Source organism: Burkholderia sp. BCC0398 (assembly GCF_902833245.1).
Classification (GTDB): domain Bacteria; phylum Pseudomonadota; class Gammaproteobacteria; order Burkholderiales; family Burkholderiaceae; genus Burkholderia; species Burkholderia sola.
The window spans coordinates 512,406-523,552 of the sequence record NZ_CADFEM010000003.1 but is presented as its reverse complement, the minus strand read 5'-3'; the positions used below and the strand labels follow the sequence as shown (position 1 = coordinate 523,552).

At 65.3% G+C, this 11,147-nt stretch carries 9 protein-coding genes; 5 read left to right on the top strand and 4 right to left on the bottom strand.

The window, feature by feature from the left end:
* The first annotated feature begins 81 nt into the window (after nucleotides 1–81).
* The 4 genes from odhB to HWX76_RS09000 all read left to right on the top strand — a co-directional run bounded on the left by odhB (nucleotide 82) and on the right by HWX76_RS09000 (nucleotide 4,629).
* Nucleotides 82–1,359, top strand: a complete 1,278-nt coding sequence (gene odhB, locus HWX76_RS09015) for a 2-oxoglutarate dehydrogenase complex dihydrolipoyllysine-residue succinyltransferase (protein WP_050012491.1) — start codon at nucleotides 82–84, stop codon at nucleotides 1,357–1,359.
* Between the two features lie 81 nt (nucleotides 1,360–1,440).
* On the top strand, nucleotides 1,441–2,871 hold the full coding sequence (lpdA, locus tag HWX76_RS09010; RefSeq protein WP_050012492.1) for a dihydrolipoyl dehydrogenase: 1,431 nt from the start codon (nucleotides 1,441–1,443) through the stop codon (nucleotides 2,869–2,871).
* A 100-nt stretch (nucleotides 2,872–2,971) separates the two neighbouring features.
* A complete protein-coding gene (gene zapE, locus HWX76_RS09005) occupies nucleotides 2,972–4,069 on the top strand; it encodes a cell division protein ZapE (RefSeq protein ID WP_027811308.1) in 1,098 nt (365 codons plus the stop codon).
* A 116-nt stretch (nucleotides 4,070–4,185) separates the two neighbouring features.
* Nucleotides 4,186–4,629, top strand: a complete 444-nt coding sequence (locus HWX76_RS09000) for a transposase (protein WP_124593173.1) — start codon at nucleotides 4,186–4,188, stop codon at nucleotides 4,627–4,629.
* Between the two features lie 102 nt (nucleotides 4,630–4,731).
* Here HWX76_RS09000 and HWX76_RS08995 read toward each other — a convergent pair whose 3' ends face one another.
* From HWX76_RS08995 to HWX76_RS08980, 4 genes are all read right to left on the bottom strand, one after another.
* Complete coding sequence (locus HWX76_RS08995) at nucleotides 4,732–5,193, bottom strand: DUF2147 domain-containing protein (RefSeq protein WP_050012494.1); 462 nt, start codon at nucleotides 5,191–5,193, stop codon at nucleotides 4,732–4,734.
* A gap of 173 nt (nucleotides 5,194–5,366) precedes the next feature.
* Nucleotides 5,367–7,052 carry a ShlB/FhaC/HecB family hemolysin secretion/activation protein gene (locus HWX76_RS08990; protein WP_050012495.1) on the bottom strand — a complete coding sequence of 562 codons (1,686 nt, stop codon included), beginning with the start codon at nucleotides 7,050–7,052 and terminating at the stop codon, nucleotides 5,367–5,369.
* 144 nt (nucleotides 7,053–7,196) lie between these two features.
* Nucleotides 7,197–8,540 (bottom strand): collagen-like triple helix repeat-containing protein, encoded by a 1,344-nt coding sequence (locus HWX76_RS08985; protein ID WP_124556364.1) that lies wholly within the window; start codon nucleotides 8,538–8,540, stop codon nucleotides 7,197–7,199.
* 37 nt (nucleotides 8,541–8,577) lie between these two features.
* Nucleotides 8,578–10,248: a collagen-like triple helix repeat-containing protein gene (locus tag HWX76_RS08980; RefSeq protein WP_050012497.1), complete on the bottom strand. Its 1,671-nt coding sequence runs from the start codon at nucleotides 10,246–10,248 to the stop codon at nucleotides 8,578–8,580.
* A gap of 674 nt (nucleotides 10,249–10,922) precedes the next feature.
* Between HWX76_RS08980 and HWX76_RS08975 the strand changes: the two genes are divergently transcribed.
* The gene (locus HWX76_RS08975) at nucleotides 10,923–11,141 is read left to right on the top strand and encodes a Flp family type IVb pilin (RefSeq protein WP_124556365.1); all 219 of its coding nucleotides are present in this window, start codon (nucleotides 10,923–10,925) and stop codon (nucleotides 11,139–11,141) included.
* The last annotated feature ends 6 nt before the right edge of the window (nucleotides 11,142–11,147 follow it).

Genomic DNA, 11,147 nt, shown 5'->3' with positions numbered 1-11,147 from the left:
CCGCGCGCGTCGCGCGCCGCACCGGCCGAAGGAATCGCACGAACCTCGTCACACCCCAGATTAAGCATCCAGGAAAATCACATGGCTATCGTAGAAGTCAAAGTCCCCCAGCTGTCGGAGTCGGTGTCGGAAGCCACCATGCTGCAGTGGAAGAAGAAGCCGGGCGAAGCAGTCGCGCAGGACGAAATCCTGATCGAACTCGAGACCGACAAGGTCGTCCTCGAAGTGCCGGCGCCGGCAGCGGGCGTGCTCGCGCAAGTGCTGCAGAACGACGGTGACACGGTGGTCGCCGACCAGATCATCGCGACGATCGACACCGAAGCGAAGGCAGGTGCTGCCGAAGCAGCGGCAGGCGCCGCCGAAGTCAAGCCGGCCGCCGCGCCTGCAGCGGCCGCGCCGGCCGCCCAGCCGGCTGCCGCGACCGCATCGAGCTCGGCCGCCGCATCGCCGGCCGCCGCGAAGCTGCTGGCCGAGAAGGGCCTGTCGACGGGCGACGTCGCAGGGTCGGGCCGCGACGGCCGCGTCACGAAGGGCGACGCGCTGGCAGCAGGCAGCGCACCGAAGGCGGCTCCGGCCGCCGCACCGGCGAAGACCGCCGCCGCGAAGCCGGCGCTGCCGGAAGTGAAGGTGCCGGCGTCGGCAGCGACCTGGCTGAACGACCGTCCGGAACAGCGCGTGCCGATGTCGCGCCTGCGTGCGCGTATCGCCGAGCGTCTGCTCGAATCGCAGCAGACCAACGCGATCCTGACGACGTTCAACGAAGTGAACATGGCGCCGGTCATGGAGCTGCGTAACAAGTACAAGGACAAGTTCGAGAAGGAACACGGCGTGAAGCTCGGCTTCATGTCGTTCTTCGTGAAGGCGGCCGTGCATGCGCTGAAGAAGTTCCCGCTCGTGAACGCGTCGATCGACGGTAACGACATCGTCTATCACGGCTACTTCGACATCGGTATCGCGGTCGGTTCGCCGCGCGGCCTGGTCGTGCCGATCCTGCGCAACGCGGATCAGCTGAGCCTCGCCGAGATCGAGAAGAAGATCGCCGAATTCGGCCAGAAGGCGAAGGACGGCAAGCTGTCGATCGAGGAAATGACGGGCGGTACGTTCTCGATCTCGAACGGCGGCGTGTTCGGCTCGATGCTGTCGACCCCGATCATCAACCCGCCGCAGTCGGCCATCCTCGGCGTGCACGCGACGAAGGAGCGTCCGGTCGTCGAAAACGGCCAGATCGTGATCCGCCCGATCAACTACCTCGCGCTGTCGTACGACCACCGCATCATCGACGGCCGCGAAGCCGTGCTGTCGCTTGTCGCGATGAAGGATGCGCTGGAAGATCCGGCACGCCTGCTGCTCGACCTGTAAGCCGAGTCTCACCGCATCGACCCGGTCCGCGGGTTCGCGCCCACGCGCGAACCCACGGGCGTACAAGTAGAAAGGATTGTCATGTCCAAGGAATTTGACGTCGTCGTGATCGGCGCCGGCCCCGGCGGCTACATCGCCGCGATTCGCGCCGCGCAGCTCGGCAAGACCGTTGCCTGTATCGAGAAGTGGAAGAACCCGGCCGGCGCGCTGAAGCTCGGCGGCACTTGCCTGAACGTCGGCTGCATCCCGTCGAAGGCGCTGCTCGCGTCGTCGGAAGAGTTCGAGAACACGTCGCATCACCTGGCCGACCACGGCATCACGGTCGACGGCGTGAAGATCGACGTCGCGAAGATGCTCGGCCGCAAGGACGCGATCGTCGAGAAGATGACGAGCGGGATCGAGTTCCTGTTCAAGAAGAACAAGATCACTTGGCTGAAGGGCCATGGCAAGTTCACCGGCAAGACCGACGCCGGCGTGCAGATCGAAGTGAGCGGCGAGGGTGAAACCGAAGTCGTCACCGCGAAGAACGTGATCATCGCGACGGGCTCGAAGGCGCGTCACCTGCCGAACATCCCGGTCGACAACAAGATCGTGTCGGACAACGAAGGTGCGCTGACGTTCGACGCGGTGCCGAAGAAGCTCGCCGTGATCGGCGCGGGCGTGATCGGCCTCGAGCTCGGCTCGGTGTGGCGTCGCCTGGGTGCCGAAGTGACGGTGCTCGAAGCGCTGCCGGCGTTCCTCGGCGCAGCCGACGAAGCGCTCGCGAAGGAAGCGGCGAAGCTGTTCAAGAAGCAGGGCCTCGACATCCATCTCGGCGTGAAGATCGGCGACGTGAAGACGAGCGCCGACGGCGTGTCGATCGCGTACACGGACAAGGACGGTAACGCGCAGACGCTCGACGCAGACCGCCTGATCGTGTCGGTCGGCCGCGTGCCGAACACCGACAACCTCGGCCTCGAGGCCATCGGCCTGAAGGCCAACGAGCGCGGCTTCATCGACGTGGACGACCACTGCCGCACGGCGGTGCCGAACGTGTACGCGATCGGTGACGTGGTGCGCGGCCCGATGCTCGCACACAAGGCGGAAGACGAAGGCGTGCTGGTCGCGGAAGTGATCGACGGCCAGAAGCCGCACATCGACTACAACTGCATTCCTTGGGTGATCTACACGTACCCGGAAATCGCATGGGTCGGCAAGACGGAGCAGCAGCTGAAGGCCGAAGGCCGCGAGATCAAGTCGGGCAAGTTCCCGTTCTCGATCAACGGCCGCGCGCTCGGCATGAACGCGCCGGACGGTTTCGTGAAGATGATCGCGGACGCGAAGACCGACGAACTGCTCGGCGTGCATGTGATCGCGGCGAACGCGTCGGACCTGATCGCGGAAGCCGTGGTGGCGATGGAGTTCAAGGCGGCGTCGGAAGACATCGCCCGCATCTGCCATCCGCACCCGTCGATGTCGGAAGTGATGCGCGAAGCGGCGCTCGCGGTCGACAAGCGCTCGCTGAACAGCTGAGCGCGGTATAGCGCCGGCCGGCCACCGGCTGGCGCAACCGTCTCATGACGAGGGCGGGCGGGTTTTTCCCGCTCGCCTTTGTTTTTTCCGGTTTGCCCTGATGAACGTCACCGAATACTACACGCGCGAACTGACCACGCGCGGCTATCAGTCCGATCCCGCTCAGCGCGCGGCCGTCGATCGCCTGCAGCGCTGTTTCGACGAATGGGTCGACTACAAGGCGCGCCGCTCGAACGCGTTCAAGAAGCTCATCAATCACCCGGATCTCCCGCGCGGCGTCTACATGTGGGGCGGTGTCGGCCGTGGCAAGAGCTTCCTGATGGACAGCTTCTACGCGGTGGTGCCCGTGCAGCGCAAGACGCGCCTGCATTTCCACGAATTCATGCGCGAAGTGCACCGCGAGCTCGAGGAGCTGAAAGGGCAGGCCGATCCGCTCGACGAACTCGCACGACGCATCGCGAAGCGTTACCGGCTGATCTGCTTCGACGAGTTCCACGTGTCGGACATCGCCGACGCGATGATCCTATACCGCCTGCTCGACCGCCTGTTCAACAACGGCGTGCAGTTCGTGATGACGTCCAATTACGATCCCGACGACCTGTATCCGGATGGCCTGCATCGCGACCGCATGCTGCCGGCGATCGCGCTGATCAAGGAAAAGCTCGACGTGCTCAACGTCGACGCGGGGGTCGACTATCGCCAGCGCACGCTCGCGCAGGTGAAGATGTATCACACGCCGCTCGGCGCGGAGGCCGATCGCGAACTACGCCATGCATTCGGCAAGCTCGCGGCCGTGCCCGACGAGAGTCCGATCCTGCATATCGAGAAGCGCGAGCTGAAGGCGCTGCGCAAGGCGGACGGCGTCGTGTGGTTCGATTTCGCGACGCTGTGCGGTGGCCCGCGTTCGCAGAACGATTACCTCGAGCTGGCGAGCCGCTTCCATGCGATCGTGCTGTCCGAGGTGCCGCAGATGTCGCCGCGGATGGCGTCCGAAGCGCGCCGCTTCACGTGGCTCATCGACGTGCTGTACGACCACAAGGTCAAGCTGCTGATGTCCGCGGCGGTGCCGGCCGAGGCGTTGTACGTCGAAGGGCCGATGGCCAACGAATTCGCGCGTACGGTCTCGCGCATCGTCGAGATGCAATCGAAGGAATATATCGAGACGCCGCGCCGCATCGTCGATACGTCGTTGACCTGAGCCGATTGCCGGCTCGGGTAATTGGCGACATTTAAACGTCAATTTCGGTTAAATTCAGCGAATCTCAGGGTATTTTCGGATTTGTCTTATATTCATCGTTGAGGTGAGCCGATATTGTGGTGTCATGGTTATTAAGGCTGGAGATGTCCATGACCCCGTATCGCGATTTGACCGACCACCAATGGCGCTGCGTCGCGCCGCTTCTGCCCGAAATGCAGCCGCGCACCGAATTGCGCGGCCGGCCGTTAGCCAATACGCGCGCCGTGCTGAACGGCGTGCTCTGGGTGATCTACAGTGGCGCGACATGGTCGGCCATGCCGCGCCGTTACCCGTCGTATCAAACATGCCATCGACGCTTCAAGGCGTGGCACGAAACGGGCACGCTGATGAACGTGATGCGTGAGCTCTATGGCGACGTCGGCATGAATCTCTGCAATGAGCTGTCCGCGCGGATGCGCAAGCACACGCAATCGAAGGCGGCGGAGGCGCGTAGCCACGCGGCACCCGCATATCGTGCGCCGGGCAGCTATCCATCGGATGCGATGAAGCACGCGGCGTGAAGCCCATCGGTTTTTCGTTGTGCGTGCACCAAAAGAAATCGGCCTGGCGACGTCGTCGCAGGCCGATTTTTCATTGAGCCGCGCGTACTCGCGCGTACGGCGTTATTGCTGGCGCACCCAGGTCTGCGACCGGCCCAGCAGCGACACGCCGATGTAGCCGCGCACCACGAGCTTCTGGCCGCCGTCTTCAAGCGTCATCTTGCACTTGTAGACCTTGCCGTTCTCCGGGTCGAGAATGTTGCCGCCGTCCCAGTGGTCGCCGTCCTTCTTCATCGCCTTGATGATCGTCATGCCCTTGATGAGCTGATCCTTGCGCTCGTCCGTGCATGCGGTGCAGCGGCGATCGGGCGTATCATTCGCGCCGAGGCCCTTGACGACCTTGCCCGTCAGCGCTCCGTCGCCGTCCTCGGCGATCTGCACGAGCGCCTTCGGTTGATGGGTGTTGTCGTCGATCGTTTGCCACATGCCGATGGGGCTGTCGGCTTGTGCGAACGTGGGGGCTGCGCACGCGAGCAGGGCGCCGGCGATGGCGAGTGCACGCAACGGGCGAGTCAGTTGAATCATTGTCATCCTCCTTGTTTTGCATGTCTGTTCGATTCGCTCGCACGACCGTCTGCATGGGGCGGGCATGTTGCGAGCTTCGCCAGAATACGTGAAACCGCACGCCGCGTTTGATAGAGGGGACTCTAATCGAAACGGCCAGCATGACGCTCGCCGTTCGTGACTTTGGTGACCGATCAGTTGAGCTGATAAGAGAACGCCGCGTTGATGCGCGGGCTGCGTGACGCGCTTTCGACCGGCGCATCGCCGACCGGTTTGGCGACGTTCAGATCGAGGCTGTAGTAGCGGCTGTCCGTGAGTCGCACGCCGATGCCGACCGACGACATGCGATTCGGCGATGGCGTGCCCGCGTGCAGATACACGCGCGCCATGTCGTATGCGATGTACGGCGTGATCGATTTCAGATACGTCCAGCCCGGCGTGAAGCCGCGGTTGACTTCGAGCGACATCCCCCAGCCCGAGTCGCCCGACGTTTCACCCGGCTGATAGCCGAGCGCATAGCGGGTCGAGCCGAACGAGATCTGCTCGGACGTCGGCAGCGAATCGGGACTGTATTGCCCGGTCAGCGACACCGACGTGCCGATGCGGAACGGCCATTCGTTCGTCTGCGTGAAGGTCGCGCCGGTTCGAACGAAGGTCAGCGAGATCGGGCTGTCCGCCGAGATCGTCGTCGTACCGATAGTCGTGTCCTGCGCTTTCGACGCGCCGAGGATGTTGAAGCCCTTCGCGACGTTGACGCTCAGCTTCTGCACCTGTTTCGGCTGGACGCTCGTGTAGTCGAGCTGCATCTGCAGCACGCGGACTTGCGAGCGCGTATCGATGCTGTTGCCGTTGATTTTGCTCTGGTAACGGTCTTCGTTGTGCGACGCATAGCCAGACACGGTACCGAGCAGGCTACGCTGATTGTTCAGCAAGATCGGATAGGAGGCCGAAAGACCGAGCTTCTCGTTCTTGACCGTGCGCTCGACCGACGACGGCAGGCCGGGGTTGTCGGTCGGCTTGCCGCGATACGTGCTGGCATCGAGGCGCGTGATGAGGCCGTTGCTGCCGATCGGCACCGCGCCGCTGAACGCGAAGTAGGTCTGCTTGTCGCGTCCCGGCGGCGCGAGCGCCGAGATGCTCAACTGCTCGCCGAACCGCGTGAGGCCGTTTTCGGTCGCGGTGATGAGGCCCTGGACGCCCGGGTGGTTGAAGTCGATCCCCGTGCTGACGTTGAACGGCTTGCGATCGACCGCGAGTTCGAGCGTCGTCGCGCCGTCGGTGGTTTGCGGCGGCGGCACGTTCGCCTTCACCGTGAGGCCCGGCAACAGCCCGAACGTGTTCACGTAACGCTCGAACGTCGCGCGGCGCAGCGGGCGATCGTCCGTGATGTGGGCAGCAATCGCGCGAATCTTGGGTTCCATCGCGCCGGGTTTGCCGGTGACCTTGACGTCCGACACATAGCCTTCCACCACCGTGATGCGCACGACGCCGTTCTCGAACGTCTGCGCGGGAACGAACGCGAACGACAGCGCGTAGCCGCGTTCCTGATACAGCTTCGTCACGCCGTTGGCGGTTTCGATCAGCTCGCCGATCGTGATGTCCTTGCCGACGAGCGGTGTGAAGCGGCGCGTGATTTCCTCGAACGGTATCGACTTCACGCCTTCGACCTGGAACGTCTTCGGCGTCAGGTGCCGCGACAGCAGCTCCTGCAATTGCGGCGCCTGCGGCGCGACCTGAACGGTGACGTTCGGGCCCGTCTTCGGTGCGTTGATCTGGGGAAGGGAGTCGAGCGGGTTGCCGCCGACGCGCGTTTGCGCCTGTGCCGTGCCTGCTGCCGCGATGGCGAGCAGCATCATCCATCTGTCGAGTCTGGATTTCATTGTTCTTCCTCGTAGGCCTTGCTTTTCGTCTTCTTTGTAATGCCGGCGCGCGACACCCAGGTGTCGCGCGCCGCGTGCCGCCATGCCGGTTGTGTTCGTACGGCCGCGTCATTCGCTCCGGCTGCGATGACGCGACCGTCCTCCTTACTTGCCGACGCTACCCAGCGTACCCAGCAACCCCGTGACCGGTGCCAGCAGGCCCGTCGAACCGCTGCCCGACGATGCCGTACCCGACACGCTGCCGACCAGCGACGTGACCGGCGCGAGCGGGCTCGAGCCCCCGGACCCTGCTGCACCGCCCACTGCTCCGGTGACAGTATTCAGCAAACCGGTGACGGGCGCGAGAGGGTTTGCACTGCCTGCGCCGCCCGTCGCGCCGCCGAGCGCGCCGGTGACCGTCGAGACGAGGCCCGTGACCGGTGCGAGCGGGCCGCTGCCCGAGCCGCCCGTTGCGCCGGTGAGCGAGCCGAGCGGTGTCGAACCGAGACCCGACAGCAGGCCGCCGAGCGGATTCGTCGAAGCGGAACCCGACGACGAGCCGTTCTGGACGGTTGCCGTCGAGCCGCCGACGAGGCTTGTGATCAGGCCGGGGATCGGTGCTGCGCCGTTCGGGCCGTTCGGATTGACGAGGCCGCCCGCGTTGGTCACGGTATTGCCGACCGCGGTCACGAGCTGACCGACGTCGCCGACGAGCGGCTGGCTCGACGTCCCGCCGACCTGCTTGCCGGCCGAGCTGATCGCGCCGCCGATCTGGCCGAGCAGGCCCGACACGGGTTGGCCGAGACCGGTCGTCGTGCCGACCTGCTGCGTGACCTGGCCGGCCGTGATCACGAGCGGCGTGATCGCCGAGCTGATCGGTTGCGTGACCTGCTGCACGGCGCCCGACGACAGCGTCGAGCCGATCGTCGTGCCGGCGGCCGTCAGGCCGTTGGCGACCGTGTCGAGCACGGTGCCGACCGGCGTCGTGACCGGTGCGAGCGGCGCCAGCGGGCCCGCGCCCAGCGCCTTGACCGTCGAGCTCAGGCCGGACACCGTGTTGCTCGTCGCGCCGACGACGTTGCCGAGACCGGCGACCGTCGTGCCGACCGGATCTTTGATCGAGCCGGTCTGGCCGAGCCCGTTGCTCAACGCATCGGCGGCCGCGTCGATGATCGTGCCGGTGCTCGACACGGTGCTGCCGACGCCCTTCGTCACGCCGTCGCCGAGGCCCGGCAGGCTGACGTTCCCGATGGTGCTGCCAAGGTCGGTGGCGGTTTGGCCGAGCGTGCTGACGGCGCCCTTGGTACCGGTCGTCGTGCCGCTGGTGCCGCTCGTCCCGCTGGTACCGCTCGTGCCACTGGTGCCGCTCGTCCCGCTGGTGCTGCCGCTCGGCGGCGCGCTGACGCTGTTGCCGCCGCACGCGGCGAGCAGGCAGGCCGTCGCGAAAACGGTAAGGGGTACGCGCCATTGGCGCAGGGTGGTCGTCGTGTTGGAACGCTGGGACATGATGGACTCCTCGCTGTCTTGTCGATGAATGGATGTCGGATTACTTGTGCGTGCCGCCGAGCAAGCCGCCGATCAGCGACGTGACGGGTGCGAGCAGGTTCGTGCCGGAGCCGGAGCTCGTGACGGCACCCGTGCCGCCGCTCAGCGCCGGCGCGCCGACGGTGCTGGTGGCTGCGGGGACCGGCGCTGCAATCGGATTGCCGCCGCCCGTTACGCCGCCGAGTGCGCCGGTGACCGCGGAGACGAGGCCCGTCACCGGGGCGAGCGGGCTGCCGCTGCCGCCTGCCGCACCGCCGAGCGCGCCCGTCACGGTGGAGACCAAGCCGGTGACGGGTGCGAGCGGGCTGCCGCCCGCGCCGCCCGCCACACCGCCGAGCGCGCCGGTGACAGTGGAGACCAGGCCGGTGACCGGAGCCAGCGGGCCGCCACCTGCGCCGCCTGCGGCGCCGCCGAGCGCGCCGGTGACGGTGGAGACGAGGCCGGTGACCGGAGCCAGCGGGCCGCCGCCTGCGCCGCCTGCGGCGCCGCCGAGCGCGCCGGTGACGGTGGAGACGAGGCCGGTAACCGGAGCCAGCGGGCCGCCGCTCGTGCCGCCTGCTGCACCGCCCAGACCGCCGACGGTGCCGAGGAGGCCGGCGAGCGGCGCGAGCGGATTCGTCACGCCGCCCGTGCCACCTGTGAGCAGGCCGCCGACGGCCTTCACGGTGTTGCCCGTCGACGAGACGGTGCCGCCGAGGCCCGTGGTGACCGGGTTGCCGCCCGTCGATGCGATCAGCGCGCCGGCCTGGTTCAGCCCGTTGCCGATCGTGCCGAGCAGCGTGTTGACCGGTGCGCCGAGGCCGGTTGCCGCGCCGATCGTCTGCGTCGTCTGGCCGACCATCGTCGTGATCGGCGTGATGGCCGAGCTGACCGTTTGCGTGACTTGCTGGATCGGGCCGGTCGACAGCGCGTTGGTGAGCGTGGTGCCGCCGTTCGACACGGCGCCGCCGAGCGTCGATACGAGGCCGCCGACGGCGCCCGTGACCGGCGCGAGCGGCGACAGCGGGCCGCTGCCGAGGCTCGTGACCAGATTGCCGGTTTGCGTGACTGCGCCGCCGAGCTGATTGACCACGCCGCCGGTGCTGGCGACCGTGGTGCCGACCGGATCCTTCGTCGCGCCGAGCTGGCCGAGGCCGCTGCCGAGGCCATTGCCCAGCGCGGTGACCGCGCCGCCTACGCTTTGCACGATGCCGCCCGCGGCTTGCGTGGTGCCCGGATTGACGCCCGGCAGCGACTGGCCGGCGATGACGGTGCCGAGACCCGAGACGGCGCCGCCGAGCCCCGTGGGGATCGTGCTGGCTTGTGCGAGGACAGTTCCCACGGCGTTCGACGAGACACCCGAGGTGCCGGACGTACCGCTCGTACCCGAAGTTCCGCTGGTGCCGGACGTGCCGCTCGTACCCGAAGTTCCGCTGGTGCCGGAGGTACCGCTCGTGCCGCTCGTACCCGAGGTCCCGCTGGTGCCGGAGGTGCCGCTCGTACCCGAGGTGCCGCTCGTGCCGTTGCCGCCCGACGTGGAGATCGTATCGCCGCCGCCCGAGCTGGAACCGCCGCCGAGGCCCTGGCTGATGGAGCCGGAGCCGCCGCACGCGGAGAGGGAGAGCATGGCTGCAACGGTGGCCGCGATCAGAGTCGTCCGGAACACGCCATGAGGGATAACCTTAATGTCCATTTCTTCCTCGCATTAAAAATGTGTTGTGAACTGCGTTGTGTTGAGTGGTGCGAGGACTACTCTGCAACTGTCGTGCCATTTCGAGGCCCGACGGTTCGACAACCGGTTTTAAACGAGGCAATTCCTTGTCGGAAAAGGAAGTCGCGGGAATTGAAAGATTGTTGAATCTGTTTAAAAGCAGATGAATGAGAACGGTTTCGGCCGTTTCGTAACGTAACGTCACAACATTGGCGTTACGCGTGCGGCGTAACGTGGGCCCCGCGCAGGCTTGGTGGACACGGCAATGGTTTTACTGATGGATTAGGTGTGCACATCTAACCTATCGTAAATCCTATGTGTAAGTCGTACCGAAACGCCGTACAAATACGTCGTGCTCCTGGTCTTTTTTTCCGTCAGAGCGGTTAAAAGAGGTTGGAATTTAAATAGGAACGGATATAGAATCGGGAGCAGATGTAAGGAAATGTACGGTTCGGTACACTACGTTCGAGGAGGAGCGCTATCGCGAATGTTAACTTGCATCAAATCGTGAGCAATGCCCTTCGGGGCGACCTATAAAGAAAGCGCACCCGGTTGACGTTACAGCAGATGTGACGAACGGTTGGGGCAAACGGCCAGAATGCGGGGATGTATACGTATAAAGGCCAGAAAACGTAAATACAGGCACGAGGAATAAAATGAAAGCAATCATCAAGCGTTTCCTTAAGGAAGAAGACGGGGTTACCGCGATCGAGTATGGGCTGATCGCGGGTCTTATCGCTGTCGCGATCGTTGCCGGGGTGACGAACATCGGTAGCAGTCTCGGTAACATGTTTACCAATCTCGGCACGTGCGTGTCGTCTCCTTCGTCTACGAACTGTTCTGCCTCCGCGATTCGGGCAACGCCGTCGACCTAAGCCGAC

What these genes read in the sequence shown, in the direction of transcription:
- HWX76_RS08995 (WP_050012494.1), bottom strand. Translation starts at nt 5,193, where the DNA reads ATGATTCAACTGACTCGCCCGTTGCGTGCACTCGCCATCGCCGGCGCC.
- HWX76_RS08980 (WP_050012497.1), bottom strand. Translation starts at nt 10,248, where the DNA reads ATGGACATTAAGGTTATCCCTCATGGCGTGTTCCGGACGACTCTGATC.
- odhB (WP_050012491.1), top strand. Translation starts at nt 82, where the DNA reads ATGGCTATCGTAGAAGTCAAAGTCCCCCAGCTGTCGGAGTCGGTGTCG.
- zapE (WP_027811308.1), top strand. Translation starts at nt 2,972, where the DNA reads ATGAACGTCACCGAATACTACACGCGCGAACTGACCACGCGCGGCTAT.
- lpdA (WP_050012492.1), top strand. Translation starts at nt 1,441, where the DNA reads ATGTCCAAGGAATTTGACGTCGTCGTGATCGGCGCCGGCCCCGGCGGC.
- HWX76_RS08975 (WP_124556365.1), top strand. Translation starts at nt 10,923, where the DNA reads ATGAAAGCAATCATCAAGCGTTTCCTTAAGGAAGAAGACGGGGTTACC.
- HWX76_RS08990 (WP_050012495.1), bottom strand. Translation starts at nt 7,052, where the DNA reads ATGAAATCCAGACTCGACAGATGGATGATGCTGCTCGCCATCGCGGCA.